This is a genomic window from Rhizobium tibeticum (assembly GCF_900110205.1).
GTDB classification, from domain to species: domain Bacteria; phylum Pseudomonadota; class Alphaproteobacteria; order Rhizobiales; family Rhizobiaceae; genus Rhizobium; species Rhizobium tibeticum.
Genome location: NZ_FOCV01000033.1, coordinates 44,614 through 70,899 on the forward strand (window position 1 = coordinate 44,614; position 26,286 = coordinate 70,899).

Annotated in this window: 28 protein-coding genes and 1 pseudogene; 13 read left to right on the forward strand and 16 right to left on the reverse strand. The window is 61.7% G+C overall.

Annotated features, from left to right (window positions below):
- Positions 1–23: 23 nt before the first annotated feature.
- On the forward strand, positions 24–1,400 hold the full coding sequence (locus BSG20_RS27345; protein ID WP_072380377.1) for a TIGR03808 family TAT-translocated repetitive protein: 1,377 nt from the start codon (positions 24–26) through the stop codon (positions 1,398–1,400).
- 99 nt (positions 1,401–1,499) lie between these two features.
- Positions 1,500–2,159 (forward strand): glutathione S-transferase family protein, encoded by a 660-nt coding sequence (locus BSG20_RS27350; RefSeq protein WP_072380379.1) that lies wholly within the window; start codon positions 1,500–1,502, stop codon positions 2,157–2,159.
- Here the strand turns inward: BSG20_RS27350 and BSG20_RS27355 are convergent, their stop codons facing one another.
- Positions 2,160–3,056: a LysR substrate-binding domain-containing protein gene (locus BSG20_RS27355; RefSeq protein WP_072380381.1), complete on the reverse strand. Its 897-nt coding sequence runs from the start codon at positions 3,054–3,056 to the stop codon at positions 2,160–2,162. It lies immediately after the preceding gene.
- Positions 3,057–3,176: 120 nt separating this feature from the next.
- Between BSG20_RS27355 and BSG20_RS27360 the strand changes: the two genes are divergently transcribed.
- Together BSG20_RS27360 and BSG20_RS27365 are read left to right on the forward strand one after the other, a co-directional pair.
- Complete coding sequence (locus BSG20_RS27360) at positions 3,177–3,365, forward strand: hypothetical protein (protein WP_072380383.1); 189 nt, start codon at positions 3,177–3,179, stop codon at positions 3,363–3,365.
- A gap of 48 nt (positions 3,366–3,413) precedes the next feature.
- Positions 3,414–3,767, forward strand: a complete 354-nt coding sequence (locus tag BSG20_RS27365) for an MmcQ/YjbR family DNA-binding protein (protein WP_072380385.1) — start codon at positions 3,414–3,416, stop codon at positions 3,765–3,767.
- Positions 3,768–3,826: 59 nt separating this feature from the next.
- Here BSG20_RS27365 and BSG20_RS27370 read toward each other — a convergent pair whose 3' ends face one another.
- Positions 3,827–4,444, reverse strand: a complete 618-nt coding sequence (locus BSG20_RS27370; RefSeq protein ID WP_024317990.1) for a glutathione S-transferase family protein — start codon at positions 4,442–4,444, stop codon at positions 3,827–3,829.
- A gap of 92 nt (positions 4,445–4,536) precedes the next feature.
- The gene (locus tag BSG20_RS27375; RefSeq protein ID WP_072380387.1) at positions 4,537–4,893 is read right to left on the reverse strand and encodes a DUF4406 domain-containing protein; all 357 of its coding nucleotides are present in this window, start codon (positions 4,891–4,893) and stop codon (positions 4,537–4,539) included.
- A gap of 121 nt (positions 4,894–5,014) precedes the next feature.
- On the opposite strand from BSG20_RS27375, the gene BSG20_RS27380 reads away from it, so the two are divergent.
- A complete protein-coding gene (locus tag BSG20_RS27380) occupies positions 5,015–5,770 on the forward strand; it encodes a DeoR/GlpR family DNA-binding transcription regulator (RefSeq protein ID WP_072380389.1) in 756 nt (251 codons plus the stop codon).
- On the opposite strand, the gene BSG20_RS27385 is transcribed toward BSG20_RS27380, so the two are convergent.
- From BSG20_RS27385 to BSG20_RS27395, 3 genes are all read right to left on the reverse strand, one after another.
- Positions 5,745–6,494, reverse strand: coding sequence for a hypothetical protein (locus BSG20_RS27385; RefSeq protein WP_072380391.1), 750 nt, complete (start codon positions 6,492–6,494; stop codon positions 5,745–5,747). The two genes, BSG20_RS27380 and BSG20_RS27385, sit on opposite strands and share 26 nt — an antisense overlap.
- Before the next feature lie 139 nt (positions 6,495–6,633).
- Positions 6,634–7,641, reverse strand: a complete 1,008-nt coding sequence (locus BSG20_RS27390) for an asparaginase (RefSeq protein WP_072380393.1) — start codon at positions 7,639–7,641, stop codon at positions 6,634–6,636.
- An 87-nt stretch (positions 7,642–7,728) separates the two neighbouring features.
- Positions 7,729–8,349, reverse strand: a complete 621-nt coding sequence (locus BSG20_RS27395; RefSeq protein ID WP_072380395.1) for a helix-turn-helix transcriptional regulator — start codon at positions 8,347–8,349, stop codon at positions 7,729–7,731.
- A 107-nt stretch (positions 8,350–8,456) separates the two neighbouring features.
- On the opposite strand from BSG20_RS27395, the gene BSG20_RS27400 reads away from it, so the two are divergent.
- On the forward strand, positions 8,457–9,890 hold the full coding sequence (locus BSG20_RS27400) for an MFS transporter (RefSeq protein WP_072380397.1): 1,434 nt from the start codon (positions 8,457–8,459) through the stop codon (positions 9,888–9,890).
- 15 nt (positions 9,891–9,905) lie between these two features.
- Here the strand turns inward: BSG20_RS27400 and BSG20_RS27405 are convergent, their stop codons facing one another.
- From BSG20_RS27405 to BSG20_RS27420, 4 genes are all read right to left on the reverse strand, one after another.
- On the reverse strand, positions 9,906–10,901 hold the full coding sequence (locus BSG20_RS27405) for an NAD(P)H-quinone oxidoreductase (RefSeq protein ID WP_072380399.1): 996 nt from the start codon (positions 10,899–10,901) through the stop codon (positions 9,906–9,908).
- A 78-nt stretch (positions 10,902–10,979) separates the two neighbouring features.
- Positions 10,980–12,785, reverse strand: a complete 1,806-nt coding sequence (locus tag BSG20_RS27410; RefSeq protein ID WP_072380401.1) for a GGDEF domain-containing protein — start codon at positions 12,783–12,785, stop codon at positions 10,980–10,982.
- A gap of 149 nt (positions 12,786–12,934) precedes the next feature.
- Positions 12,935–13,177 carry a ribbon-helix-helix domain-containing protein gene (locus BSG20_RS27415; RefSeq protein WP_072380403.1) on the reverse strand — a complete coding sequence of 81 codons (243 nt, stop codon included), beginning with the start codon at positions 13,175–13,177 and terminating at the stop codon, positions 12,935–12,937.
- A 188-nt stretch (positions 13,178–13,365) separates the two neighbouring features.
- A complete protein-coding gene (locus tag BSG20_RS27420; RefSeq protein WP_072380405.1) occupies positions 13,366–13,914 on the reverse strand; it encodes an HdeD family acid-resistance protein in 549 nt (182 codons plus the stop codon).
- Positions 13,915–14,054: 140 nt separating this feature from the next.
- Here BSG20_RS27420 and betI point away from each other — a divergent pair, with 140 nt between their 5' ends.
- The 3 genes from betI (at position 14,055) to betA (ending at position 17,900) form a co-directional block, all read left to right on the forward strand.
- Positions 14,055–14,654, forward strand: coding sequence for a transcriptional regulator BetI (betI, locus tag BSG20_RS27425; RefSeq protein ID WP_072380407.1), 600 nt, complete (start codon positions 14,055–14,057; stop codon positions 14,652–14,654).
- Positions 14,651–16,120, forward strand: a complete 1,470-nt coding sequence (gene betB, locus BSG20_RS27430; RefSeq protein ID WP_072380409.1) for a betaine-aldehyde dehydrogenase — start codon at positions 14,651–14,653, stop codon at positions 16,118–16,120. Before betI ends, betB begins: the two co-directional genes overlap by 4 nt.
- Before the next feature lie 127 nt (positions 16,121–16,247).
- The gene (betA, locus tag BSG20_RS27435; RefSeq protein WP_072380411.1) at positions 16,248–17,900 is read left to right on the forward strand and encodes a choline dehydrogenase; all 1,653 of its coding nucleotides are present in this window, start codon (positions 16,248–16,250) and stop codon (positions 17,898–17,900) included.
- Positions 17,901–17,912: 12 nt separating this feature from the next.
- On the opposite strand, the gene BSG20_RS27440 is transcribed toward betA, so the two are convergent.
- The 4 genes from BSG20_RS27440 to BSG20_RS27455 all read right to left on the reverse strand — a co-directional run bounded on the left by BSG20_RS27440 (position 17,913) and on the right by BSG20_RS27455 (position 19,657).
- Complete coding sequence (locus tag BSG20_RS27440) at positions 17,913–18,092, reverse strand: type II toxin-antitoxin system RelE/ParE family toxin (RefSeq protein ID WP_093041500.1); 180 nt, start codon at positions 18,090–18,092, stop codon at positions 17,913–17,915.
- 51 nt (positions 18,093–18,143) lie between these two features.
- Positions 18,144–18,620 (reverse strand): DUF2214 domain-containing protein, encoded by a 477-nt coding sequence (locus BSG20_RS27445; RefSeq protein ID WP_072380413.1) that lies wholly within the window; start codon positions 18,618–18,620, stop codon positions 18,144–18,146.
- A gap of 3 nt (positions 18,621–18,623) precedes the next feature.
- Positions 18,624–19,010, reverse strand: coding sequence for a DUF6152 family protein (locus tag BSG20_RS27450; RefSeq protein WP_072380415.1), 387 nt, complete (start codon positions 19,008–19,010; stop codon positions 18,624–18,626).
- A 200-nt stretch (positions 19,011–19,210) separates the two neighbouring features.
- Positions 19,211–19,657, reverse strand: a complete 447-nt coding sequence (locus BSG20_RS27455; protein WP_072380417.1) for an RrF2 family transcriptional regulator — start codon at positions 19,655–19,657, stop codon at positions 19,211–19,213.
- A 404-nt stretch (positions 19,658–20,061) separates the two neighbouring features.
- On the opposite strand from BSG20_RS27455, the gene BSG20_RS27460 reads away from it, so the two are divergent.
- From BSG20_RS27460 to cysN, 3 genes are all read left to right on the forward strand, one after another.
- A complete protein-coding gene (locus BSG20_RS27460) occupies positions 20,062–20,808 on the forward strand; it encodes a phosphoadenylyl-sulfate reductase (RefSeq protein ID WP_072380439.1) in 747 nt (248 codons plus the stop codon).
- A gap of 111 nt (positions 20,809–20,919) precedes the next feature.
- On the forward strand, positions 20,920–21,873 hold the full coding sequence (gene cysD / locus BSG20_RS27465) for a sulfate adenylyltransferase subunit CysD (RefSeq protein WP_072380419.1): 954 nt from the start codon (positions 20,920–20,922) through the stop codon (positions 21,871–21,873).
- A 1-nt stretch (position 21,874) separates the two neighbouring features.
- Positions 21,875–23,362, forward strand: coding sequence for a sulfate adenylyltransferase subunit CysN (gene cysN, locus BSG20_RS27470; protein ID WP_072380421.1), 1,488 nt, complete (start codon positions 21,875–21,877; stop codon positions 23,360–23,362).
- Positions 23,363–23,429: 67 nt separating this feature from the next.
- Here cysN and BSG20_RS27475 read toward each other — a convergent pair whose 3' ends face one another.
- The gene (locus BSG20_RS27475; protein ID WP_072380423.1) at positions 23,430–24,251 is read right to left on the reverse strand and encodes a bifunctional allantoicase/(S)-ureidoglycine aminohydrolase; all 822 of its coding nucleotides are present in this window, start codon (positions 24,249–24,251) and stop codon (positions 23,430–23,432) included.
- Positions 24,252–24,379: 128 nt separating this feature from the next.
- On the opposite strand from BSG20_RS27475, the gene BSG20_RS27480 reads away from it, so the two are divergent.
- The gene (locus BSG20_RS27480) at positions 24,380–24,595 is read left to right on the forward strand and encodes a hypothetical protein (protein WP_072380425.1); all 216 of its coding nucleotides are present in this window, start codon (positions 24,380–24,382) and stop codon (positions 24,593–24,595) included.
- Positions 24,596–24,767: 172 nt separating this feature from the next.
- On the opposite strand, the pseudogene BSG20_RS27485 reads toward BSG20_RS27480, so the two are convergent.
- Positions 24,768–26,286: pseudogene (locus BSG20_RS27485) on the reverse strand (beta strand repeat-containing protein); the annotation flags it as partial.

Consider the following 26,286-nt stretch of genomic DNA (forward strand, 5'->3'; position numbering starts at 1 on the left):
ACGTTTCCTGCAGAGCTTAGCGAATGGAAAACAGTTCGTTAGTCTCCTCGCGCCGTCACCTGCTCCGTCTTGCGGGAGCATCCGCGCTTACGCTGATCGCCTTCCGCAGCTTCGCGACCACGCGGGAGGGCGATCTGCGCGGACCGATCGATGCCGTCCGGTACAAGACGACGTCGAGCGCGGCCGATCGCAAAAGCGTCAGCCTGCAGAAAATGATCGATCAGGCCGCCGCAGAAAATGTCCCGGTTTTCCTGCCGCCAGGCACCTACAAGGTTTCCAATCTCGTGCTGCCGGAGAATACGCGCATAACAGGCGTGCCCGGCGCATCACGCATCGTCTACACCGGCGACGGCCACCTCTTCAGCGCGGAGAACATCAAGCGCGTCGAACTGTCGGACATCGTCATCGACGGGCAGAACCGCTGGCTCGGCGACTATGCCGGCGCGCTGCTGCAATTTACCGGCGTCGACGAGGTGCTGATCGACAATTGCGAGATTGGTGGCAGCCGCAAGCATGCCGTCCAGCTCGAGCGATGCGGCGGACGGATCGAGCGCAGCCGCATATCGGGTGCCGCCCAATCCGGCATCTATGCCGTCGAAGCTAACGCCCTCTCGGTCACCGGCAACGAGGTCTTCGACTGCGGCAATGGCGGCATTCTCGTGCATCGCTGGAAGAAGGCGGAAGACAACAGTGTCGTCAACGGCAACCGCATCCACAGGATCAAGGCCAATGCCGGCGGCACCGGCCAGAACGGCAATGGCATCAACATCTTTCGCGCCGACAATGTCATGGTGGCAAACAACCACATCTCCGATTGCGCCTTCACCGCCATCCGCGCCAACTCGGCCTCCAACATCCAGATCACCGGCAACCAGTGCCAGCGCTCGGGCGAGACGGCGATCTACGTCGAATTCGAGTTCCAGGGCGCCGTCGTCTCCGACAACATCGTGGATGGCGCGGCGAACGGCATCTCGATCGCCAATTTCGACGAGGGCGGCAGGCTGGCAAGCGTCACCGGCAACGTGGTGCGCAACCTGACCCTGAAAGGCCCCTATGAACACGAGGTCGGCTTTGGCATCGGCATCGCCGCCGAGGCCGATACGCTGGTCTGCGGCAACGTCATCGAAGGTGCGCCGCGGTGGGGCCTGCAACTCGGTTGGGGACCCTATCTGCGCAATCTCGTCGTGACCGGCAATATCATCCGCAAGGCGCCTGTGGGCTGTGCCGTCTCGGTCGCCAAGGGCGCGGGAACGGCCGTCATCACCGACAACGTGTTTCAGGAAACACCGGACGGTGCAGTCCTCGGTTTCGAATGGGACAAGAAGGTGTCCGGCGAGCTGGCGACGGCGGGTTCCTCGCCCTATGGGCAACTGACGGTCGAGCGCAACCGCACCTCCTGAGATACATCAAAAGCTTTCATCGGTTCATAAGGCTTGGCAGCTTCCGCCGTGACGCTTCGCCTCCTACCCTGAGTCCAGCCGAACAAGGGGGACATCGACATGCTGACGATCTATGGGGTCTATCGCTCGCGCGCCTCGCGCGTTTACTGGATGGCGGAAGAGCTCGGGCTGGAATTCGAGTCCGTGCGCGTCATTCAAGCGCGGCGCCTTGCCAACCCGCTCGCCGCCGATGCGTTGATGAACACGCTGTCGCCGGACTTTCTGGCGATCAATCCGATGGCGCTCATCCCGAGCATCAAGGACGGCGACCTCGTGATGCACGAGTCGCTGGCCATCACGCTCTATCTCGCGCGCAAGCATGGCGGACCGCTTTCCGGTAAAACAGTCGAGGAAGACGGTTTGATGACCATGTGGACGATCTGGGCGGCAACCGAGGTGGAACCGCATTCGGTGAGAATCGTCTACGTCTACGACGATGAGAAGCAGAACAGCGACGACGGCAAGGCGACGATCAGCGTTGCCGTGCGCTCGCTGAAGAAGCCATTCGCGACCCTGGAGAAGCACCTGGCGACCAATGATTACATTGTTGGCAACCGCTTCACCGCCGCCGATCTCAATATCGCCGAGGTGCTTCGCTACGCGCAGACGCAACAGGCGCTGTTCGACGCCCATCCCAATATCAGCGCCTGGATCAAGCGCTGCCAGTCTCGGCCGGCCTATATTGCCATGCAAGCGACGCGTTCCGAGGAGCCGGCCTGATCAGGCAAAGAGCTTCAGGGTGCCGGCCATTTCCTCACGGATCCAGGCCTTGAAATCCCTGACGTTCTTGGGCTCGCGTGAACCTTCGGCCGTTATGAAATAGTGGCCGAAGCCGGTTTTGGCGCGGATGGCGAACGGCGCGACCAGCTGTCCCTGCTGCAGGGAAAAGTCCGCCAGAGTCTGCCAGGCGAGCATGACGCCCTGCCCTGCGATTGCCGCATCGAGGCAGAGCGAGGCGTCGTTGAAGACGTGGCGCGTCTCAAGCGTGGCACCCGAAAGGCCAGCCTCGCGCATCCATACCTCCCAGGTGAACATGGCGCGGCCGTCGATCACCGCCGGAAGCGAGAGGATATCGGCGGGCTCACGCAACCGCGCCGCCATCGCTGGCGAGCAGACGGGAAAGACCTCCTGCGCAAGCAACAATTCCGCCTTCACATCCGGCCACTGCCCGCTTCCGACGCGAATGCCGATATCGACATCGCACAGCGCCGGATTGACGAGGCGGGTGGTGGCATCCATCCGCAGGCTGATTTCGGGATGCCTTTCGGCAAAGCGATCGAGCCGACAGACGAGCCAGCGAGCAGCAAACACCGGCGCCACCGAGATTGTCAGGATACCGTCGTCGCGTCGCTGTGTCGTCGCCACCGCCTGTGACAAGGCATTGAAGCCCTCCGTCAGACCGGCCAGCAACCGCGCGCCTGCCTCCGTCGCGACCATACCTTTCGGCGTGCGTTCGAAAATCACGTGGTCGAGCTGCGCTTCGGCCTTGATGACCTGCTGGCTGACCGCACCGATCGAGACGCCCAGCTCTTCTGCAGCGGCCTGCAGAGAGCCAAGCCGCCCCACCGCTTCGAGCGCACGCAATCCGTTCAGGTGGACCGAATTCAGGTTTCGCATATAGTTTTTCTATACTGAGAGAGTGGTAATCTCAATTGAAACGTGCCCGGCCGGCCGCGATAATGTGCCGGTGTTGAGCAAATGCTCCGTTCGCCACCCTGGAAGGAAGCGAGGCACGCCATGCAAATCCTGAAGTTTTTCTTTAGCGTCGAGACGATAGAGCCGCCCTACAGCGCTGATATCAACCGGGATCCGCTGTACCATCCCGATCTGGCGCGGATGTCACCGACCGCGTTGGCGGACCTGCCGCTCGGCCCGCAGCCAAGCACGCCAAAGCCCGAACGGCAACCGCTCGCAAGGTGCGCGTAAGACTGTGAAATCTGCTAGTCTGTGTGAGCGTTTCATTCGAGCGAGCCCATGACCGACAGCGTCGACACGATCTATGCGCGCCTCAAGCGTCTTTCTGCGGAAGCGAATTTGCCAGGCGTGGAAGAAAGCACGTCCTACGGCAACCCGGCGCTGAAGGTGGGCGGCAAATCCTTTGTGGCGGTCAAGAACAACGAGACCGTCGTGCTTTCCGTCTCGATCGACGATAAGGAACGGCTGATCGAGATGGCGCCCGAGATCTACTATCAGACCGACCACTATGTCGGCTGGCCATCGCTACCCTTGCGCGCCGGCGCAATCAGCGACGCGGAACTGAAAGAACGGCTGATCGGCGCCTGGCGGTTCCGCGCACCGAAAAAGCTTGCCGCACGTTTCCGGGGGTGAGCGCATGCGCTGCACGCGCCTCCCATACCATCGTCGCAGTCGCGCTTCGGCTATGGTCGTTATGCCTGCTCGCGCTCCAATGCTCGCTGGACGGCCGGGCGCTCCATCATCTGAGCATAGTGCGCCGTCGACTTCCTGAAACGGATCGGATCGACGCCATCGGACCGCAGCCATCCGGTCATGACGAAGAGGTAGGGGTCGGCGACCGAGTAGTACTCGCCCATGACCCACGGGCCCTCCAGCATCCGCTCGTCGATAAGCTCGAAGCACTCGCTCATGGTCTGCGGCACCTTCGCCTTCATCGCTTCGTGAGCCGTCGGATCGTCCGCCCATCGGCTGCCCCGGCGGCCATGCGCGTGGTTCACATGCACGGTCGCGCAGATGTAATTGTTGAAGGCCTGCATGCGGGCGAACTCGAAAGGATCGAGCGGCGCCAGTTGCGCGGCCGGCGCGAGCTGCGCGATATAGGCCAGGATTGCCGGCGTTTCGGTTAGGATGCCGCGTTCTGTCCCAAGCGCGGGGACCCGGCCCTTCGGGTTGATTTCGAGATACTCTGGCGAACGCTGCTCCGCTTCGGCGAAGTTCAGTTTCTTGGTTTTGAACGGCAGACCGGACTCCTCCAGCGCAATGAGGCTTGCGAGCGCGCAAGTGTGCGGCGCAAAATACAATGTCAGCATAATCGACTCCCTTCGATGCTGACGTTATAGCGCGGCTATCTGCAAACGCACAGATCGAGGCCGGCAAGCCGGCCTCCTAAAATCAAGCTGCTTCAGGCACAGCCCGGAACATCTTCGACCCGGTGCCAGACCGGGATGCCGCGTTCGCGTGCGATACGAACGTCGTTGTCGGCGCCTTTCGATTCTCCCTCGAGCCGAAGCACGCCGTCGCAAAGCTGCAGCAGGCGACCGGCAACGGGGTGGAATATCTCGTCGTAGAGATCATCGCCAACAGCCTTTCCGCCGGCGGCGTTCCACACCGGAAGAGCCACCCATTCCCCGATCATCGGCACGTGACCGGCCTTAAACAGCCTATGCGAAGGCTGCTCCAGCCGCTGCAAATTGGCTGCCATTTTTGCGGGATCGTCCCCCGTCCCGGACCTGTAAGGCCCAGCAATCAAAATCAACATGTTCAAACTCCATTTCTCCCGGCCTCATGCACGAGAAGTCAAATAACTGCACGATATTTCTTGAATGTCGACTCGTTTCGTGCAATTTCACGATAATTCGTGTAACAATCGGATTGAAACCATGCTCACAAGCCAGCGCAAATCGTTGATCCTCGACATTCTTCGCCGAGACGGCCAAGTGATCGCCAAGCGCGTCGCCGAAGACTTTTCGCTGTCGGAGGACACGATCCGTCGCGATCTCAGGGAGATGGCGGCGGAAGGCTTGCTGAAGCGGGTCCACGGCGGGGCAATGCCTGTTGCGCCTGAGCTTCCGGACTTCTCGACGCGAAGAAGCGTCTCGTCGGAGGCCAAGGCGCGGCTGGGAAGGAAGGCAGCTTCACTCGTGCAGCCGGGCCAGCTGATCTTTCTGGACGGTGGTACGACAACGGCTGAGATCGCCCGGCAACTGCCGCGCGACTTCGCGTTCTCGGTGGCGACACACAGCCCGACGATCGCCGCGGAGCTAGAACATCACCCGACGGCGAGTGTGATCCTGATCGGCGGCAAGCTCTACAAGCACTCAATGGTCTCACTCGGATCCGTTGCCATGGCCGCGATTTCGCAGCTTCGGCCCGACATCTTCTTTCTCGGCGTGACGGCTGCCCATCCCGTACACGGGCTGTCGACGGGCGATTTCGAGGAGGCGGCCATCAAGCGGCACATCGCGTCCTGCGCAGCCGAGACCTACGTGCCGCTGACGAAAGAGAAGTTCGACCATGTCTCTCCTTGTCATATTCTACCGGTGTCAGGCGTGTCGGGGCTGATCGTCACCGCGGACATCGCCGCGGCGGCCATCGAGCCCTATCGCAACATCACTGCCGAGATCCTCGAAGCATGAACGGCTGGATAAGGCGCGCCTTTAGTTCCCCGAGGTTCTGCGGCAACAGGCTCGCGGCGAGGCCGGCGACAAAGATTGCGACGACAATATAGGCGAAGGTGTCGCGGGCCATCCCGAGTGCGAGGACATCATGCAGTGTGGGCTGCAACGCGGCGATCGACGTCGAAAGCTGCATCTCACCGAGGAGACGACCGGGAGTGGTGGCAACCGCAGGCGTCTCCGACAGCGCCAGCAGGGTGCCATAGACGGCAGAGAGGAACATGGTCGCTCGCAGTGTCCGCCACACGCCAAGCGGCCGCGCGCCACTGTCTTCAAATGACCAGCCGATATAGACGCAGAAGACCACGAGGAACAGGAACGCCACAGGCAACCCCTCAAGTACGGTCTCCGGCTTCAACTGGCCGGTCCAACCATTGGCGAGCAGCAGCGGAAACGGCGCCGATGCAACGAACCAGATTGCGACGACGACACCCCAGACCCAGCCCATCGACAGATAGTGGATGCGGGCAAGGGTAACGACGAGAATGATGCCGCCCGCGAGATAGACGCCCGACGGTTTCATGGACCCGGTCATGGTCACGATGATCGGTCCGCAGGAGCCGGCGATCCGGGCGCAACCCGAGGAAACGACCGTCAGCCAGGTCACATAGTCGAAGCACATGGTGAAGAAGAGAAAGATCGCGATGGCGATCAACATCCACCAAAGATAGCGGCCCGCAAACATATCCTGCCCTCATGGCGTTCGCTGTACTGGGCAAAGGGTAACTCAACCCTCGAAAACCGCATCCGTTCTCGTGGGCTGTAGTTTCACATACATTAGCAATTTCTGTTCTGGCGGTGCGACTGTCCCGTTCCGGAACGGCTTATGCGGTCGGCGCAGCCGTCGCGCGAATGTTGCCAACATGAATACCGTTCCAATTGTGCATCTCGATAGTCGCCATGGCGGCCAATCTTGCGCGAATCGGGTCGTCCTTGCCGAAGAAGCGGCTGAGCGCGGCGGCAACCATCGCCTCTGAGGCACGCGAATGGCCGTCGTCGCATTTGACGGCGATCGCAATTCCCTGCTCGGGAATGGCTGCACAGAAGACACCCTCAGCGCCCGTTTTGGCGAAGATGCGGCCCGGTGCTGCCTCCATCAGCGCCGTGCAGGCACGGCCGGTTCCGGCAACATAGAAGGGTTCGGCCATGCAGGCCTCGAAAAGCCGTCGGGACGCCTTGGCGCGAAGCGGTTCCAGGCCATTGCCGGTCGCCATCTTGGCAAAGCCGTGTGCCAGACTGCGCAAGGGAACCGCGTAGGTCGGAATGGAGCAGCCGTCGGTGCCACAATTGTCGTGGCCGAGCACGGCGCCGGTCAGGCTTTCCATGACGCCGCGGATTTCGGCCTGCAGCGGATGGTCGTAGCCAACATATCCGTTCGCGTCGATGCCCTGATGGCAGCAAGCGCAGATAAAGCCGGCATGCTTGCCCGAGCAGTTGTTATGCAGTGCCGTCGGCTTGTCCATCGTGCGCGCCTGGTGGATCAGCACCTTTTGGCTCGAGGACCAATGCGCGCCGCATTCGAGCGTTTCGACACCGCGTCCGGCGCGTGCCAGCATGGTGGCGGCGAGCGCCACATGCGCGTCCTCGCCATTGTGCGAAGAGCAGGCAAGCGCCAATTCCTTGTCGCCGAAGCCATAGGCATCCGCCGCGCCACTTTCCATCAGCGGCAACGCTTGCATGGCCTTGCATGCCGAACGCGGGAACGTTGGCGCGTCGATATCGCCGATCGAGAACACGACCTTTCCATCGCCATCGACGGCAACGACGGTGCCACGATGCTGGCTTTCAACGAGCGAGCCTCGAGTAACTTCGACGGTGACGGGATTGGTCATGGCATGGTCCTGATCGTTTGCGCAGATGCGTCACGCATAGCGAGTCGCGCCGATAATGCAATTGCCTTTCGGCCGCGCAGATGCAGGTCAAAGCGGCGTGATGCGGTAGGCGCAACGACGGGCCCCAAGCAGAATGTGCTCTTCGCGCTCCACCTTCGCGCCGAGGACGGTTCGAAAGGTGTCCAGCTCCGACCGGCAGAAGCCGGCGCAAACGCTTGCAGCAGCGCAGATCGGGCAATGATTTTCGACAAGCAGCAGCGAGCCGTCGGCCTCATGCCAGCTGTCGGCCATGTATCCTTCGCGCGTGCGCACGGCCGCGAGCTGCAACACACGGGATTGGACATCCTGAGCGTCGACTTCCTGGCGGTAGCGCCTGAGGGTTTCTGCTTCGCGGGCGCAAATGACCGCATCGAGGGCGGCTTTCCCAAGTTGCGTGACCAGTGTCGTCAGGAGCGTGGCGGTGAGCTCGGCGTGACCATCGGGAAAGGTTTGGTTGCCGGCAGGCGTCAGGCTCCAGAGCTGCCGCGGTCGACCCCGGCCGGCTCCGGCTTCGCTCACCGCTTCGACAAGCCCGTCCTGCGCCATCTTCGTCAATTGCTGACGGACAGCCTCCGAGGAAATCCCGAGCCTTGCGGCAACTGCGGCGGCAAGCTGGGGTCCTTCGGTCTTGATCAGCAGCAGAATGCGGTTGGCCGGGGATTGTCTCATCTAGTTTTCCAAGTTCATACTTGCTTTAATATCATGGCCATGTATTTTTTCCAAATAATAACTTGCAAAAATAATGCATATCCCTGGAAGCACACAAGGCATGAATTATGACCGGCATTGATGAGATTTCCGCAGACAGGCCCTCCGTCTTTCATCTGTTTTCCGCGCCGCTGCTGCCCGCCACCCTCATGCTCGGGGGCGGCGTCACCCTCTACGCCGTTGAGACCTACATCACGGCGACAATCGCGCCATCGATCGTGCGCGACATTGGCGGGCTCGAACTGCTGTCATGGATGACGACGCTTTTCGTCGCCGCGGCGGTCCTGGGGTCGATCTTCGTCGCAATGCGTCCGCGCGGTATCGGGCTTCGCAGTGTCTACGTCGCAGGCGCGCTCATGTTCGGGGCCGGCAGCCTGATCTGTGCGCTGGCCCCGGCGATGCCACTGGTGCTAGCCGGGCGTACGGTACAGGGGTTCGGCGCCGGCATTCTTGCCGGACTTGCCTACGCTTTCATTCGCTTCGCCTACCCCGAGCCGCTGTGGCAGAAGGCTTCAACGCTCTATGCGGCCATCTGGGGCGTGTCGACCTTGCTCGGCCCAAGCCTCGGAGGCCTCTTTTCCGAAGGCAGCGCATGGCGGCATGCCTTCATGCTGCTGGTTCCGCTCTGTGTGCTGATGGCGGCACTCGCGCCCTGGCTGCTGCCGCGCGCCGAAGACGATCGCGCCCATGGCAAGATACCGATCCTTCAGATTGCCTTGCTGCTTGCGGCCGTTCTGCTCGTCAGCATTGCCGGAACGATCGACGAAGCAAGCTCAAAAGCGTTGCTGATTGCCGCATCGATCGTTGCGATCGTATCGATGCTGACCGTCGAGCGGCGCGGCAAGAACCGTCTTCTGCCGACCGGCGCCGTCATGCTCGCAAAGCCTGTGGCGCGCGTCTACCTGACGATGTTCGTGCTGCTGCTGGTGCTGACAAGCGACATCTACATTCCCTATTTCCTGCAGGTGCTGCACGGCGTGACGCCGCTCGTCTCAGGCTATCTGACCGCCCTTGTCGCACTCGGCTGGACCTTTGCCGCGTTCTTCAGCGCAACGCTCTCCGGACGCGGTGCCAACACCGCAATCGTCGCCGGTTGCGTGATCGAGATGGTTGCGGTTGCGTCCCTGACGATCTTCCTCGCAACGGACAATCAGTCCGGCAATCTGGCGGTGCTGGGACCGGCCGTCATCGGCATGTTCCTGATGGGCTTCGGCGTCGGCCTTGGCTGGGCGCATCTGGTGACCAAGGTTCTTAGCCTCGTCGGCAACTCCGAACAGGACAAGGCCTCGGCGGCGATCTCGACGGTGCAGTCCCTCGGCAGCGCCTTCGGCGCCGCCGTCGCTGGCGTGATTGTCAACAGCACTGGGCTGGTGGATCCCGGTGGCGTTGCGGGCGCCGTTTCGGCCGCACACTGGCTCTACGTGCTGATGGCACTTCCTGGCCTGCTTGCCGTCACAATATCCTTGACCCTCTCGTCACCCGCCGAACGGCAGGCCCGGTGAGCGACGTGCGAGCGGTCACAGACGCAGCATGATCTTGCCGATGTGACTACTCGTTTCCATCCGCCGATGCGCCTCGGCAACGTTTTCGAAGGGGACGACGGTATCGATGACCGGCGCAAGCTTGCCTGCATCCAGCAGCGGCCAGACCTGCGACAGGAGATCGTCGCGGATCGCCCGCTTTTCCTCGGCAGTGCGCGGGCGTAGCGTCGAGCCGGTGATCGTCAGCCGTTTGACCATGATCGGCGCCAGATTGACCTTCTCGGCGACCGCCCCGCCAAGGAAGGCGATGATCGACAGGCAACCGTCTTTTGCAAGCGATGCCACGTTCCGCTCGAAGTAGGCAGCCCCGATCATATCCAGGATGATATCGACACCGTGGCCGGTCTCGGCCTTGATGACCTCTGCAAAATCCTCTGTCTTGTAGTTGATTGCCCGCTTTGCGCCGAGCTTTACGCAGGCGTCGCATTTCTCCTGCGAACCGGCCGTCGCGTAGACCTTTGCGCCGAAGGACCGCGCAAGCTGGATAGCGGTCGTTCCAATGCCGCTCGAGCCGCCATGCACGAGAACCTTCTCGCCTTCGGTCAGCCCGGCCATCTGGAACATGTTTGCCCAGACCGTGAAATAATTCTCCGGAAGCGCCGCAGCCTTGACCGCGTCGTAGCCCTTGGGGAAGCGCAGAGCCTGGCCCGCGGGCAGCAGGCAATATTCGGCATAGGCACCGCCGTTGGTCAGGCCGCACGCCTTGTCGCCGACGGCAAAGTCACGAACGCCCGCGCCGACGGCGACGATCTCTCCTGCCATCTCAAGGCCGAGAACGGGGCTTGCATCCTTCGGCGGCGGATAAATGCCCTGGCGCTGTGCGACGTCGGGCCGGTTGACGCCGATCGCCTCGGTGCGAACAAGGAGCTGGCCCTCCCCCGGCACTGGCACGGGTCCGGTGGCAATCCGCATCACCTCAGGCGCCCCGAAGCTCGGCAGGTCGATGAAGCGCATCTGCGTGGGCAAAGACATGATCCGGTCTCCTCGTTCCGAAAGCATGTCAGATAGTTCAGCTCTACGGACTTGAGAAGGAGGGAAGCACGGGTGGCGTCAATTCGTCTCGCCCAAGAGATGGAAGACGAGCCCTTCATCGCTTTCCTTCGCCTCGGCCTTGATATGGGCGATTTCGGCGCTGACGCGATTGATGTCGTCGATGACGAGACCTTCCGGCAGCTCCAGCACGCCGATCGAGCAGCGCATCAGGGGGAACAGCGCTTCGACGCCGGCGCGGTCATGGCCGCGAATGCGGCCGGCGGCCCGATCGGCGTCGGAATAGAGGTCGAGCACATCATCGTGGAAATCGCTGATCAAGCGATCGAGAATTTCGGTCAGCTCTTCCTTGGTCCAACCACGGACGCCGATGAAGAAATCGTCGCCACCGACATGCCCCAGGAAGTGGCGCTCGGCGAAGAAATAGCGACGCATGAGCGCGGCAAACAGCGAAATCGCGTGATCGCCGAGGTGGAAACCGTAGGCATCGTTGAACGGCTTGAAGTTGTCGAAGTCGCAGTAGCAGAAGTGACGCTTCTCGTCCCCATCGAGGCTCGACTCGCGCATGAAGTCGCGGATCGCCCTGTTGCCCGGCAGCCCGGTCAGCGGATTCTGGTCCTGGGCGGTCTTCAGCTTCTTCTCGTTCATGACCTTGATGAGCGACGCGGCAGATACGACGCCCGCATAGCGCATGTTGTCGGTCAGCAGCAGGCAGTTCGTGCCTTCCATGTTGGCGAAGATCGCCATCAGCTGTTCGGTATCGGAGTCAAGGCCGACGATCGGAGCCATTTCGACGAAATGCGAGATCGTTCGCTCGTAGACCTTGTTCTTCAGCAGATCCCGGCCGAAGGGCTGGTAGATGTATTCCTTCAGGTGCCGCTCGTGCAGGATGCCGCGCGGCTCGCCGTTCGCGTTCAATACCGGGAAAAAGGCCTGATGCGGATTGCGACGGAAGAGCTCGAAGACGCTGTCGATCGTGTCGTTCTCGTAGACCGTCGGCAGCATCTCGATCTGCTTGCGGATCAGGATCTCATCGAGCGATTGCGGGCTGCGCTTGCCCTTGGGAAGGTCCAGCAGGTGCGGAAACGACGGCTGCAGCTCGGTGATATGGGTCGTCGGGCGGGAGACGAACCAGCCCTGGACGAGATCGACGCCGAATTCGCGGCAGGCGACGAACTCTGCCTCGGTCTCGATCCCCTCCGCAATGACGCGGGTGCCAAGCACGTGGGCGATGTGGACGATGTTCTTCAGAAGGTGTCGCTTGCGCGGGTTGCTGTCGATATCGGCGATGAAATGCCGGTCGATCTTCAGATAGTCTACCGGGTGGTCGCAGAGCAGCTTCATTTCGCCGTGGCCGACGCCGAAATCGTCAATCGCCAGTTTGAAGCCGGCCTTGCGCAGCAGTGATACGAGGGCCGCAAACTCCGGCACGCTGGTATTGTCGAAGCGCTCGGAGAATTCGAAACAGATCGATGAGGGTGGGATATTGGCAAGCTTCAGATGCTGCAGCAGGCCTTCCACCAGCCGCTCGCCATGTGGGATCAGACGGACATCGAGATTGAGGAACAGCGTCGAGCTCGAGAAATGCGGGAGCGTGGCGAACTTCGCAAGCGCGCGGCTTGCCACCATCTGCTCCAGCTGCAGCAGCTGCTGGTTCTTATGGGCCTCGTCCAGAATCTCTACCGGGGAGCTGAAGCCGATGCGCTCCTGTCCGCGCATCAGCGATTCATAGCCGAATACGACACCTGTCCCTGCCTCGACGATGGGCTGAAACGCATTTTCGATGACGAGTTTCGCAAGGGTTACGATCTGATCGCTTGCGTAGCGACGAACGAGCGCCGGATCGACGGTGGCAGCCAAAGACATGCCAATCTCCACTGTGTCTTCTTGTTTTTTCGCAGGGACACTGGCGGAGAAGGATCAACGAACCCTTTCCCCAATATGAAACTTTTGTGAAAACCGGCGAACCCGACCGTTCGGGCGAGCGAATTTTGCTCCCCGATCAACGGCTTGGGTCAGGCGGTGCGCCGATGCTCGGCCTCGTGATCGGCGAACATCTCGGCGACGCATTTGCCGCCTCCAGGGATGCAGTCCTGAGTGAGCATTTCGCTGTCGTGTCCACCGACCTTTCGGGCGGCGTCCCACAGGCGCAGTGCTTCGCGCACGACCTCGCTGCTCGAAGCATAGCTGCCATTGTCTACTGCGGCGCGAATGTCCGCCGCCTGCAGCGGTGAAATGGATACGGTGACCATCGGCATGAGATTCCTCCCTTTACCTCGTCGGGCATATGACTGCCCTCTCAGGGGACGGTTAGCCAGTCCACGGCATTACCGATGCACGCCGCCGCCTCGGCTGCCTCTTGTGGGGACAAATTTTAGCCCTCGCTCACATGCTTGTCAAAAAAAGAAACAATTCGTGAGCCAGGGCTGTGAATTCCGGGCATAACTCAGCGGCGGACCGCGAAGCCGAAGGCAAGCATCGACCAGCCTTGGATGAGAAGGTCGCAGGCGAGGAAAAGCCCCAGGATCCAGAGGCTATTGACGGGCCATCCGAGCGCGATGACCACGCCCGCCAGCGCGGTGATGATGCCGCTTGCGAGCACCCAACCCCACCCCCTCACAGGACGCATGCGCCAGCCGACCCACGTGCGGAACACGCCGGCAATCAGAAGCGCGATCGAGAGGAACAGCGTCAGTGCGGCCGAGGCAAGTAGCGGATTGGTGAAGGCGAAAACACCGGCCAGCACATAAAGTACGCCGCTCAGCGCCCAAAACAGCACCTGGTCCCAGCTTCGCACCTGAAACGCGTGAACCAGATAGACGATGCCGCCGATCAGCATCAGCATCCCGACGTAGTAGACGGACGCAACGGTCGCGAGCACGATATTTGCCGCTGCTATAAGGCCGCATACGATCAACAGGACCCCAAGGGCAACGAACCAACCCCATTTCGATTGCAAGGACGGAAAGCTCAGTCGGTCAGAAACATCAGCCATGACACACCTCCTGGTTGGTAGGAGAATATGCCGCAGAAACGCGGAATGGAAAGGGGTTCGCCCATCCGGCGCAGTGCGCATTTTTTATTGATTGATCAGTCAATCAAAATTATACTCATCTGCATTGATGGAGTGACGGCATGCCGAAAGTCGGAATGGAGCCTGTACGCCGAAAGGCGCTCGTGGATGCAGCGCTGCGCGTGATCGGGGATCACGGCTCGCTCACCGTCACCATGTCCGAAATCGCCAGGCAGGCCGGTGTTTCGCCGGCGCTGGCGCATCACTATTTCGGCAGCAAGGAACAGCTGCTGATCGAGACCGTTCGCTCTCTCTTAAAGCAGTTGCGCGACGACGCGGTGAAAGCGTTGAAGGAGGCAGGCACGTCACGCGAAAAGCTCTCCGCCGTGATCCGGGTCAGCTTCCAGGCCGACCAGTTTGCGCCGTCAACCATCGCCGCCTGGCTTGCCTTCTATGCCGAGGCGCAGCGCTCGGAGGAGACGCGGCGCTTCCTCGTCATCTATGCCCGCCGCCTGCGGTCGAACCTGCTTGCCAACCTGAAGGCGCTCTGCCCTGCGGATGCCGCAGAACGCATTGCTGAAGGCGCGGCTGCGATGATCGACGGGCTCTACATCCGCCAAAGTCTGAGGTCAGCGCCTGTCAGCATCGAGGCATCGATCTCGCTCACCGAAGACTACATCAATTCACAGCTTGCCGCCCTTGCGAAAGGACAAATCCAGTGACCCTCAAAGCCCAGCCGAAAGCCTCCCACTTCATTGACGGCGAATATGTCGAGGATGAAGCAGGCAGCGTCATCGAAAGCATCTATCCGGCGACCGGCGAGGTGATCGCCCGGCTGCACGCGGCGACACCCGCGATCGTCGAAAAGGCGATCGCCGCGGCCAAGCGCGCCCAGCCCGAATGGGCGGCGATGAGCCCGACGGCGCGCGGCCGTATCCTCAAGCGGGCTGCCGACATCATGCGCGAGCGCAATCGCGAGCTGTCCGAGCTGGAGACGCTCGACACCGGCAAGCCGATCCAGGAAACCATCGTTGCCGATGCGACCTCGGGCGCCGACAGTTTCGAATTCTTCGGCGGCATCGCCGCTGCCGGCCTCAACGGTTCCTACATCCCTCTCGGCGGCGACTTCGCCTACACCAAGCGCGTGCCGCTCGGTGTCTGCGTCGGCATCGGCGCCTGGAACTATCCGCAGCAGATCGCATGCTGGAAGGGCGCGCCGGCGCTCGCCGCTGGCAACGCCATGGTCTTCAAGCCGTCGGAGAACACGCCGCTTGGCGCGCTTGCCATCGCAGAGATCCTGCACGAGGCCGGCCTGCCGAAGGGGCTCTACAATGTCATTCAGGGTGACCGCGAAACCGGCCCGCTCCTCGTCAACCATCCTGACGTCGCCAAGGTGTCGCTGACGGGCTCGGTGCCGACCGGCCGCAAGGTCGCCGCCGCTGCTGCCGGCAGCCTGAAGCACGTCACCATGGAGCTCGGCGGCAAGTCGCCGCTTGTCGTTTTCGACGATGCCGATATCGACAGTGCCGTTGGCGGCGCCATGCTCGGCAACTTCTATTCGACCGGCCAGGTCTGCTCGAACGGCACGCGTGTCTTCGTGCAGCGAAAGATCAAGGCGGAATTCCTGAAGCGGCTGAGGGCCCGCACGGAGGCCATCCTGATCGGCGACCCGATGGATGAGGCCACGCAGCTCGGGCCCATGGTCTCCTGGGCGCAGCGCGACAAGGTTCTTTCCTACATCGAGAAGGGCAAGGCGGAGGGCGCGACGCTTGTCACCGGCGGTGGCATTCCGAACAATGTCTCCGGCGAAGGCTATTACGTCCAGCCGACGGTCTTTGCCGACGTCACCGATGATATGACGATCGCTCGTGAAGAGATCTTCGGGCCTGTCATGTGCGTTCTCGACTTCGACGACGAGGCAGAGGTGATCACGCGCGGCAACGCCACGGAATTCGGCCTCTCGGCCGGCGTCTTCACCGCCGATCTGACACGCGCCCATCGCGTCGTCGATCAGCTCGAGGCCGGCACGCTCTGGATCAACACCTACAACCTCTGCCCTGTCGAGATTCCCTTCGGCGGCTTAAAGCAATCCGGCTTCGGGCGCGAGAACTCGCTGGCAGCGCTGGAACACTATTCGGAACTGAAGACGGTGTACGTCGGCATGGGAAAGGTCGAGGCGCCGTATTGACGGGCGCGGCCTGCCCTCGCCCTTCGAGGGTCGCTTCGCTCCCGCCTATGGTGAGGAGGCCCTGGGGGCCGTCTCGAACCAGGAGGCGGTACGAGGGGCGGCACGATAAAACACTAGAGGAAGTAGCATGCAGCAGGCAGATTTCGTCATTATCGGCTCCGGCTCGGCGGGCTCCGCCCTCGCCTATCGGCTTTCGGAAGACGGCAAGAACACCGTGATCGTCATCGAGGCGGGCGGCTCCGATTTCGGGCCATTCATCCAGATGCCGGCAGCCCTTGCGTGGCCGATGAGCATGAAGCGCTACAACTGGGGCTATCTCTCGGAGCCCGAGCCTGCTCTCAACAACCGGCGCATCACCGCGCCGCGCGGCAAAGTGATCGGTGGCTCCTCCTCGATCAACGGCATGGTCTACGTGCGCGGCCACGCCGAGGACTACAATCGTTGGGAAGAGCTCGGGGCACAGGGCTGGGCCTATGCGGACGTCTTGCCCTACTTCAAGCGGATGGAGCACAGCCACGGCGGCGAGGAAGGCTGGCGCGGCACTGACGGACCGTTGCATGTCCAGCGCGGCGTCTTTCGCAACCCGCTGTTCCACGCCTTCATCGAGGCCGGCAAGCAGGCGGGCTTCGAGGCGACGGAGGATTACAACGGCTCGAAGCAGGAAGGCTTCGGGCTGATGGAACAAACCATCTTCGGCGGCCGCCGCTGGTCGGCGGCCAACGCCTATCTGAAACCGGCGCTGAAGCGGCCGAACGTCGAGGTCGTCTATGGCCACGCCCACAAGCTGGTGATCGAGAACGGCCGGGCGACGGGCGTCGAGATCGAGCGCAGCGGCAGGGTCGAGGTGGTGAAGGCGAACCGGGAGGTCATCGTTTCGGCCTCCTCCTTCAACTCGCCGAAGCTCTTGATGCTCTCGGGCATCGGCCCCGGCGCCCATCTGCAGGACATGGGCATCGAGGTGAAGGCGAACCGGGCGGGCGTCGGCGCCAATTTGCAGGATCACATGGAATTCTACTTCCAGCAGGTCAGCACCAAGCCGGTCTCGCTCTACTCGTGGCTTCCCTGGTTCTGGCAGGGCGTCGCCGGCGCGCAGTGGATGTTCACCAGATCCGGGCTCGGCACCTCGAACCAGTTCGAGGCCTGCGCCTTCCTGCGCTCGGCGCCTGGTGTCAAGCAGCCTGACCTCCAGTATCACTTCCTGCCGGTGGCGATCAGCTATGACGGCAAGGCGGCGGCCAAGAGCCATGGCTTCCAGGTGCATGTCGGCTACAATCTGTCGAAGTCGCGCGGCAACGTCACGCTGCAGTCCTCGGACCCGAAGGCCGACCCCGTCATTCGCTTCAACTATATGAGCCATCCAGAGGACTGGGAGAAATTCCGCCATTGTGTGCGGCTCACGCGCGAGATCTTCGGACAAAAGGCCTTCGACCAGTATCGCGGACCAGAGATCCAGCCGGGCGAGACTGTGCAGACGGACGAGCAGATCGACGCCTTCCTGCGCGAGCATCTGGAAAGCGCCTACCACCCCTGCGGCACCTGCAAGATGGGCGCGAAGAGCGACCCGATGGCGGTCGTCGATCCCGAGACCCGTGTCATCGGCGTCGACGGGCTGCGTGTAGCAGATTCGTCGATCTTTCCGCACGTCACCTACGGCAACCTCAACGGTCCCTCGATCATGACCGGAGAGAAGGCGGCCGACCATATCCTCGGCAAGCAGCCGCTGCCGCGCTCCAACCAGGAGCCATGGATCAGCCCGCGCTGGGCGGTGAGTGATCGGTAGACTGCCGCGTGATCAGTGGTAGTCTTCTTCGCGCTGATGGCGGACGGCAGCGAGGATGACTGTGCGGCTGTCTTCGATCTGGAAAAGCACGACGTAGCCTGCCGAACCAAAAGGGATCAGCAGTTCGCGCAAGAGCGCTGCTGCCCGTCGCCTTTCGACAACTGGGAAACTCCTCAACGTCGCAATGCCCATTACGATCGTTGCAATTGCGATGCATAGCGACCTTCTTGGAGCTCAGAATCATTACAGAAAACCGATCCATCGCCCTGAGATCAGAGCGCTGATCCAAATCGCAGCCGAAAGGGCGGCGGACAATCTGACGCCAGCCGTAGCCGAACCTTTGGAAAGGCCCGCCCGCCATCCTCGCCCGAGATGAACAAACGCTGCATTGCAGAACCCGAATGAGATCAGTCCAAGCTTCCAAAGAAAGGCAGTGTTGGACGCATATTCGACGGGCTTCACGCTGAAAAGGGCAAGGCCGGTGATCACCGCTCCCACAAGTCCGATGGCCGCCGCCCTTGACAAGAACGGACCTATGACCGCCAGCGGCACCGATCCGAAGAGGCCCATCAGCCGCAGATCAAGCGGCAGGATTGCCCCGATCAGCAGCCCGATCGAGAGGATATGGGCGGCGTTGACTGCCATATAGACAAGCGCTGAGCGCCGCAGCCCGGACGACAGCGGCGTTGCAGCGAGCCATTCCAGGAACTCGATCGCCATCACTCAGTTCGTCTGGATCCGTTCCGGGTAAATATCGTAGCGCTTGTCGGCGACCGTGATCCGCACGGCCTTCATTCGCTTTTCGTCAGCCTTTAGCGAACGGTTTCCGAGAACGACAACCGGATCCCCCTTCTTCGCCGAGCCTTCGACAAAGCCCGAGCGCTCCGTCTGCCGCGGATTGCCGAGTTCGACGAGCCAGACGCCGTCGCTGGCGGTCGCAACATCGAGCGTCGGATGCGGGCCGCCCATCGTTACCTTTTCGATGGTGCCGCGCAATTCCGTCTGCTCTCCCTCGGCCCATGACCAGCCGTGGTGCGCGGCCGCTCCCGTGGCCAAAGCGACTGCGAGGATTGCGCCGATTGCCATTCGTTTCGAGCCCATGACGTGCATGTTCGTTTCTCCCTACCACTGGACAGGAGCGAATTGGCGCACAGGCGAGCGATTGAAAGCTATCTCACCGAATCTTGAAGCAAGCATCAAGCGCACATCCCGAAAGGCAGTGAATGGATCCTGTGCCCAAATTGCAGTCGCGGCCGCCATTCGCGCGCGGCGTGCGGAAGAGCATAAGCGGCTGTCGAGGAGGTTGCGCCTTAGGCCAGCAGGCGGGTGACTTGCGCGCCCTTTGCCGGCGCCACGGCATCAGCGATCGTCGTGGAAAACAGCACCTTGCGGGTTGCATCCGCCACCTTGGCGAAGACGTGGCGGATCTCGCAGTTCTGCTCGCCGTCGCAATCATCGCATTTACGATAAGCCGTGATCGAGAGGCAGGGAAGCGGCGCGATCGGACCGTCAATGATGCGCAGCACCTCGCCGAAGGTGATCATGTCGGCCGGCTTCAGCAAGAGATAACCGCCCTGCTTGCCGCGACGGCTGACGACGATGCCCTGATGTTTCAGGTCGAGCAGAATCTGTTCCAGGAACTTCTTCGGTATCTTCTGCTGCGCTGCGATGTCGGAGATCATCACAGGCTCACCGCCATCGGCTTCAGCCAATACCGTCAGCGCCCTCAGCGCATATTTTGCCTTCTGCGTAATCATTTTTGACCGTCGACACACACATGGTGGACTGAATCACCAGCTCACCGCAAGCTCGATCCTGCCTCTATGGCATGCGCAGCATGAACGGAATTTGAACAAGCCTGCGAAACCCTTGAGAGACAAGGTTTTTGGCCTTGTTTTTTCACCCTCGGCCGATACCTGAAATCTACTGCAAAATGTGCCCCTGATGTCATCAATTCACATTTCAGCAACGTGTTACTCTACTAACTCAATAGACAATTAGGCTGACCGTCGGCAAAACATCGCCGGTGCGGCTGCTTTTCCGCATTGCAGCGGCGGGGGAGAGATATTTGCTCCTATCGCGCCCGCTTTCGAAATGCCTTTTTCTGTCCGATCCGACCCCGACCTGCGATACTCCGGCCAACATCAAGGACAGGATCCCCATGACTGTTGCTGCCAACCCAAACGCCGAAGCCGAAACGCTGAACGCGAAACTCGCAGGCCTTGACCTTGCAGAGCGTCTGTCGCTTGTCGCCGGTCTCGGCGGCCGCGTCGTCTTCACGACCTCTCTCGGTATTGAGGACCAGGTCATCACCGCTGAGATCGGCAATCACCGCCTTCCGATCGATGTCGTGACGCTGCAGACCGGACGGCTATTTCCGGAAACGCTCTCCCTGATCGACGAGACCGAGAAGCAGTATGACATCCACATCAGCCGCTACGAGCCCGAGCAGGCTGATATCGACGCCTATGCCGCCAAATATGGCCTCAACGGCTTCTATGACAGCGTCGAAGCCAGGCATGCCTGTTGCGGCATGCGCAAGCTGAAGCCGCTTGCGCGAGCCCTGGCAGGGGCGACGATCTGGATCACCGGTCTGCGCCGCGGCCAGTCGAGCAACCGCGCTGACACGCCGTTTGCCGAGTATGATGCCGAGCGTCATCTCTTGAAGGTCAACCCGCTCGCTGACTGGGATCTCGACATCATCAAAGCCTACGTTGCCGACAACAGCGTGCCGGTCAATCCGCTGCACGCCCGCGGCTATCCCTCGATTGGCTGCGAGCCTTGCACCAGGGCGATCAAGCCCGGCGAGCCGGAACGCGCTGGGCGCTGGTGGTGGGAACAGGACGAAAAGCGTGAATGCGGTCTGCACGTGGCCGAAGAGGCCACGGCGATTTCCGCGCAACAGTAACCCGTCGACGTCGGGATCGGAGCGCGGCTGCCGCCTGCGCTCCTCGAAGTCTGAAATGTACCTCATTCCGGACGCCTCCCTTCCGAGAATGATTGAAGTCTGGAGTTAGAAATGCCCGATAGCCGTCCGGATACGGAAATCAACAATCCCTGGAGCACGAAGCCGCCGCTCGACCCGCATTTGAAGGCGCTCGAAAACGAAGCGATCCACATTTTCCGCGAGGTCGCCGCCGAGTTCGAGAAGCCCGTCATGCTCTACTCGATCGGCAAGGACTCGTCCGTCCTGCTGCATCTTGCGCGCAAGGCATTCTATCCCGGTCGCGTCCCCTTCCCGCTGCTGCACGTCAACACAGGCTGGAAATTCCGCGAGATGATCGCTTTTCGCGACGAGACCGCGAAGAAATACGACCTCGACCTGATCGAGCACATCAATCCGCGCGGTGCCGCTGAAAACGTAACGCCGTTCACGCATGGCTCGGCATCCTTCACCGACATCATGAAGACCGAAGGGCTGCGCCAGGCTCTCGATGCCGGCCAGTTCGATGCAGCCTTCGGCGGCGCGCGCCGCGACGAGGAGGCGAGCCGCGCCAAGGAGCGCATCTATTCATTCCGCACGCCGGATCATCGCTGGGATCCGCGCAACCAGCGGCCGGAACTCTGGAACATCTATAACGGCCAGATCCGCAAGGGCGAAAGCGTTCGCGTCTTCCCGCTGTCGAACTGGACCGAGGTCGATATCTGGCGCTACATCCAGGCCGAAGACATTCCGCTGGTACCGCTCTACTACGCCAAGAAGCGTCCCTATGTTGAGCGCGACGGCATGATGATCCTCGCCGAAGATCCGCGGCTGGAACTGCTTCCCGGCGAAGTGCGCCAGGAAGGCATGATCCGTTTCCGCACCCTTGGCGATTTTCCGCTGACGGGCGCCATCCCATCGACAGCGACCACGCTCGAAGAGGTGATCGCCGAACTCGAAATTGCCACGGTTTCCGAACGACAGGGCCGCGCCATCGACCGCGACCAGTCCGGCTCCATGGAAAAGAAGAAGCGTGAAGGATATTTCTGAGATGACCGCAGCCGTAACCGCCGCACACGCCCTTGCCGTGCCCGCCGCAGAACCTGCAACGGCGACGCGCGACGCGCGACCGCTGCGCCTCATCACCTGCGGCAGCGTCGATGATGGCAAGTCCACCCTGATCGGCCGCCTGCTCTGGGATACCAAGGCCGTCAAGGAAGACCAGGCCGCTACGCTCCAGCGCGATTCGACAGGCAAGCAGAACGACCTCGGCTTGCCTGACTTTGCCCTGTTGCTCGACGGCCTGCAGGCCGAGCGCGAACAGGGCATCACCATCGATGTTGCCTATCGCTACTTCTCGACCGACAAGCGCTCCTTCATCGTCGCCGACACGCCCGGCCACGAGCAGTACACCCGCAACATGGCAACCGGCGCTTCCACCGCCGACCTCGCCATCCTGCTAGTCGACGCCCGCGCCGGCATTCTGGAACAGACCCGCCGCCACGCAACGATCGCCTCCCTGCTCGGCATCAAGCAGTTCGTGCTTGCGGTCAACAAGATCGACCTGACGAACTACGACCGCTCCGGCTTCGACAAGATCACCCATGAATTCCGCGAGTTCGCGCTGTCGCTCGGCGTCAAGCAGATCACCGCGATCCCGATGTCCGCCCTGAAGGGCGAGAACGTCGTCTATTCCGGTGAAGCGTCGATGCCGTGGTATGCCGGCCCGACGCTGGTCGAAACCCTTGAGCTTGCGACCGTCCGCTCCTCGCAGGCGACGGGCTTCCGTTTCTCTGTGCAGCGTGTCTCGCGCCCCGGCGAAAGCTTCCGCGGCTACCAGGGCACGGTTGCCGGCGGTTCCGTCAAACCGGGCGACAGCGTCATGATCCTGCCCTCTGGCATGGTCGCCAACGTCTCCAAGATCGTCACCTTCGATCTGGTGCGCAATGCCGCAGTTGCCGGCGACGCGATCACGCTGGTTCTCGACCGGCAGGTGGACGTCGCGCGCGGCGACATGATCGTCTCGATCGACAGCCAGCCGCAGGTCGGCCTCTCCTTCGACGCACAGATCGTTGCGCTGCAGCCGGAAGGCATCGAAGCCGGCAAGCGCTACTGGCTGAAGAGCGGCAGCCGCCGCCAGCGTGTGCAGGTGCAGCCATTGGCGCAGCTTGAGCTGAAGAGCGGTGCCTGGGTTCCCGTCGATACGCTCTACATGAATGCCATCGGCAAGGTGCGCCTCGCCTTCGACGAGCAGGCAATCTTCGACCCCTATGAGCAGAACCGTGCATCCGGCTCGTTCATCCTGATCGACCCCGACACCAACAACACGGTGGCCGGTGGCATGGTGAGCGGAAAGCGCAACGAACTCGGCGGCATCCACGGCGGCGACGCCCGCGTGATCCTGTCGCTGCCCGCCGACCTCGCCGACCAGATCATGGCGAGCGAACTCTTCGCCAACCGCCGCCACGAGGCGGAGGTGCGGCGCATGACCGCCGCCCAGGCCGCCGACCTCTGGTCGAATGCGGCAAGCGACATCTAGATAAAACGAAAACGGGGCCAGATCGGCCCCGTTTCTCATTGTAACCCGTCTCTCTCTCTCTCTCCGCTTACCACAAAGGCATGTGGCGGTTGACGTCCTTGTAGAGCAGGTAGCGGAAGCGGCCGGGGCCACCGGCGTAGCAGGCCTGCGGGCAGAAGGCGCGCAGCCACATGAAGTCCCCCGCTTCGACCTCGACCCAATCCTTGTTGAGACGATAGACGGCCCTGCCCTCGAGCACATAGAGGCCGTGTTCCATGACATGCGTTTCCATGAAGGGGATCACGCCGCCGGGCTCGAAGGTGACGATGGTGACGTGCATGTCATAGCGAAGATCGGCCGGGTCGATGAAGCGCGTCGTCGCCCAGGCGCCGTCCGTATCGGGCATCGGCTGAGGCGGATGGTTTTCCTCATGCGTGAAGATCGCCGGCGGCGGCTCCAGCCCTTCGGCTTCCTGGAAGGCCTTGCGGATCCAATGAAACTTCACGGGTGCAGCGCTCTCGTTCCACAAAGTCCAGCGGGAGCCGGCCGGCAGGAAGGCGAAAGAGCCGGGACGCATCGCATGCGACGCACCATCGAACGCGACGGTCATCTCGCCCTCGACGACGAAAAGCACGCCTTCGGCGCGCGTTTCCGGCTCCGGCCTATCACTGCCGCCGCCCGGCTGCACTTCCATGATGTATTGTGAAAAGGTTTCGGAAAAACCGCTCAACGGGCGGGAGATGACCCAGGCTCGCGTACCGCCCCAGTGCGGGAGATAGCTGGTGACAATGTCGGTCATAACGGTGCGGGGGATGACGGCATAGGCCGTCGTGAACACGGCCTTGCTGGACAGGAGTTCGGTCTGTGGCGGCAGGCCGCCCATGTTGGAATAGAAGTTCGAGCTGCTCATTGGTTCACTTTTCACCGGCCGGGATTGTCAATCTGCTTTAAGCGCCGCATCTCTTCTAGGCAACCTTTAGATTGCCGCCGCCGCGCGTCAGAATGTCCGCGGCGCTTGGCTACCGCAGGAGGGACGTGATGAGTCTGGAAAAGCTTCGGGAAGACTATGTTCAGAGGGTCAGGGAGTACGAAGACAATCTCAAATCCATGACCGAGAATGACGTCAAGCACTTCCGCGCGGAGGGAGCCGGACCGCTCTCCGATATCACCGAGCAGATCCGCAACGAGTATTATCGGCATATCGAGACCTATGCGACTCTGATTGCGGAAATCGATGCCATTCTCGGGGCGTAGGACGCACCGATGTGATGTTCGGGATGTTGAAAACCCGTGGCCGAGTTCCTCGCTTTGCTGACGGTCCCGGGCCGAAGTTGACGCCAGAAAACGAGGAGGGCCTGCAAGGCTGCAGGCCCGATCGCGATAATTCGGTGAGGCGCGGCCATGAAGACCGCGCCTCCTTTCGTCTTTAGGCTTCGTTGTAGGCTGCCACGACGGCGGCCAGCTGATCGTCATTCATTGCCTGGATCTGCGGTGTGGTGAAGGCATTGGCGTGATCCTTGTCCAAGGCCGAGATGTCATCGGCAGAAAGTCCCGAGATCGCGCTGACGTCAATTGCGGCGATTTCGTCGACAGAGAATTTCGCTACCCCTTCCGGTGCCATTGCGCCGATCTGTGCAGCGTTCAGTTTAGCAGTCTGCGACAGCGTGATCCCTTCGATCTGAGCGACGCTCATTCCGGTGATCTGGCTTGCCTTCAGGCCGGTGATCGCCGTGTCGCTGAGCTTGCCGATCTGAGCGGCGGTGAGACCCGCGATCTGATCGTTGGTCAGCGCTCCGACCTGAGCTGCCGACAGCGTGCCGATCTGTTCATCGGTGAACTTGCCGAGCTGGCCTGCCGTAAAGCCCGTGATCTGCTGCGTGGTGACAGCCTTGATCTGATCGGCGCTGAGCTTGCCGATCTGGCTGTCGCTGAGAACACCGATCGCTTCGTTCTTCAGACCGCTGATCGACTTGGTGTTGATCGCGGCGACTGCGTCATCGGTCAGCTTGGTGACGTTGGCAGCGCTGAAGCCTGCGACCTGCAGCGCAGTCAGAAGGCCAGCTTGGCCTGCAGTAATGCCCGCCACCTGATCAGCGCTCATCGCGGTGATCTGGCTTGCCTTCAGACCGGTAACGGCCGTGTTGCTGAGCTTGCCAATCTGACCCGCAGTCAAGCCGCCGATCTGGTCGTTGGTCAGTGCACCCACCTGGGCTGCCGACAGGGCACCGATCTGCGCATCGCTGAACTTGCCGATCTGAGTGGCCGTAAAGCTGGCGACCTGAGTCGATAGCAGACCAGAGATCTGATCAGTGCTGAGCTTGCCGATCTGGCTTTCGCTAAGGGCGGCAATCGCATCGTTCTTCAGGCCGTTGATCGCCTTCGCACCGATCGCTCCGATTTCATCGTCGGTGAACTTGGCGATGTCTGCTGCACTCAGAGCCCCGACCTGGGCTGCCGTCAGCACGCCAGCCTGAGTAGTGCTGACACCCTCAAGCTGCGTGTCGCTCATCGCGGTGATCTGCGTTGCCTTCAGGCCGGTGATGGCCGTGTCGCTGAGCTTGCCGATCTGAGCGGCGGTGAGACCCGCGATCTGATCGTTGGTCAGCGAACCCACCTGGGCTGCCGACAGGGCACCGATCTGCTCGTCGCTGAACTTGCCGAGCTGGCCTGGCGTAAAGCCGGTGATCTGCTGCGCGGTGACAGCCTTGATCTGATCGGCGCTGAGCTTGCCGACCTGGCTGTCGCTCAAGACAGCGATCGCTTCGTTCTTCAGGCTGCCGATGGCCTTGGTGCTGAGGGCTGCAACGGCATCGTCGGTCAGCTTGGTGACGTTCGTGGCGCTGAAGCCTGCGACCTGTGCGGCGCTCAGCAGAGCACTCTGGCCCGCCGTGATGCCTGCAACCTGATCAGCGCTCATCGCAGTGATCTGCGTTGCCTTCAGACCG

Excerpts from the sequence above, each read along its gene's own strand:
- BSG20_RS27360 (WP_072380383.1), top strand. The coding sequence starts at position 3,177 with ATGCAAATCCTGAAGTTTTTCTTTAGCGTCGAGACGATAGAGCCGCCC.
- betI (WP_072380407.1), top strand. The coding sequence starts at position 14,055 with ATGCCGAAAGTCGGAATGGAGCCTGTACGCCGAAAGGCGCTCGTGGAT.
- BSG20_RS27400 (WP_072380397.1), top strand. The coding sequence starts at position 8,457 with ATGACCGGCATTGATGAGATTTCCGCAGACAGGCCCTCCGTCTTTCAT.
- BSG20_RS27475 (WP_072380423.1), bottom strand. The coding sequence starts at position 24,251 with ATGAGCAGCTCGAACTTCTATTCCAACATGGGCGGCCTGCCGCCACAG.
- BSG20_RS27460 (WP_072380439.1), top strand. The coding sequence starts at position 20,062 with ATGACTGTTGCTGCCAACCCAAACGCCGAAGCCGAAACGCTGAACGCG.
- BSG20_RS27395 (WP_072380395.1), bottom strand. The coding sequence starts at position 8,349 with ATGAGACAATCCCCGGCCAACCGCATTCTGCTGCTGATCAAGACCGAA.
- BSG20_RS27450 (WP_072380415.1), bottom strand. The coding sequence starts at position 19,010 with ATGCACGTCATGGGCTCGAAACGAATGGCAATCGGCGCAATCCTCGCA.
- betA (WP_072380411.1), top strand. The coding sequence starts at position 16,248 with ATGCAGCAGGCAGATTTCGTCATTATCGGCTCCGGCTCGGCGGGCTCC.
- BSG20_RS27455 (WP_072380417.1), bottom strand. The coding sequence starts at position 19,657 with ATGATTACGCAGAAGGCAAAATATGCGCTGAGGGCGCTGACGGTATTG.
- BSG20_RS27415 (WP_072380403.1), bottom strand. The coding sequence starts at position 13,177 with ATGCCGATGGTCACCGTATCCATTTCACCGCTGCAGGCGGCGGACATT.
- BSG20_RS27370 (WP_024317990.1), bottom strand. The coding sequence starts at position 4,444 with ATGCTGACATTGTATTTTGCGCCGCACACTTGCGCGCTCGCAAGCCTC.
- BSG20_RS27345 (WP_072380377.1), top strand. The coding sequence starts at position 24 with ATGGAAAACAGTTCGTTAGTCTCCTCGCGCCGTCACCTGCTCCGTCTT.
- BSG20_RS27385 (WP_072380391.1), bottom strand. The coding sequence starts at position 6,494 with ATGTTTGCGGGCCGCTATCTTTGGTGGATGTTGATCGCCATCGCGATC.
- BSG20_RS27480 (WP_072380425.1), top strand. The coding sequence starts at position 24,380 with ATGAGTCTGGAAAAGCTTCGGGAAGACTATGTTCAGAGGGTCAGGGAG.
- BSG20_RS27445 (WP_072380413.1), bottom strand. The coding sequence starts at position 18,620 with ATGGCGATCGAGTTCCTGGAATGGCTCGCTGCAACGCCGCTGTCGTCC.
- BSG20_RS27405 (WP_072380399.1), bottom strand. The coding sequence starts at position 10,901 with ATGTCTTTGCCCACGCAGATGCGCTTCATCGACCTGCCGAGCTTCGGG.
- BSG20_RS27355 (WP_072380381.1), bottom strand. The coding sequence starts at position 3,056 with ATGCGAAACCTGAATTCGGTCCACCTGAACGGATTGCGTGCGCTCGAA.
- BSG20_RS27410 (WP_072380401.1), bottom strand. The coding sequence starts at position 12,785 with ATGTCTTTGGCTGCCACCGTCGATCCGGCGCTCGTTCGTCGCTACGCA.
- BSG20_RS27380 (WP_072380389.1), top strand. The coding sequence starts at position 5,015 with ATGCTCACAAGCCAGCGCAAATCGTTGATCCTCGACATTCTTCGCCGA.
- BSG20_RS27375 (WP_072380387.1), bottom strand. The coding sequence starts at position 4,893 with ATGTTGATTTTGATTGCTGGGCCTTACAGGTCCGGGACGGGGGACGAT.
- BSG20_RS27440 (WP_093041500.1), bottom strand. The coding sequence starts at position 18,092 with ATGGGCATTGCGACGTTGAGGAGTTTCCCAGTTGTCGAAAGGCGACGG.
- BSG20_RS27365 (WP_072380385.1), top strand. The coding sequence starts at position 3,414 with ATGACCGACAGCGTCGACACGATCTATGCGCGCCTCAAGCGTCTTTCT.
- cysN (WP_072380421.1), top strand. The coding sequence starts at position 21,875 with ATGACCGCAGCCGTAACCGCCGCACACGCCCTTGCCGTGCCCGCCGCA.
- BSG20_RS27420 (WP_072380405.1), bottom strand. The coding sequence starts at position 13,914 with ATGGCTGATGTTTCTGACCGACTGAGCTTTCCGTCCTTGCAATCGAAA.
- cysD (WP_072380419.1), top strand. The coding sequence starts at position 20,920 with ATGCCCGATAGCCGTCCGGATACGGAAATCAACAATCCCTGGAGCACG.
- BSG20_RS27390 (WP_072380393.1), bottom strand. The coding sequence starts at position 7,641 with ATGACCAATCCCGTCACCGTCGAAGTTACTCGAGGCTCGCTCGTTGAA.
- BSG20_RS27350 (WP_072380379.1), top strand. The coding sequence starts at position 1,500 with ATGCTGACGATCTATGGGGTCTATCGCTCGCGCGCCTCGCGCGTTTAC.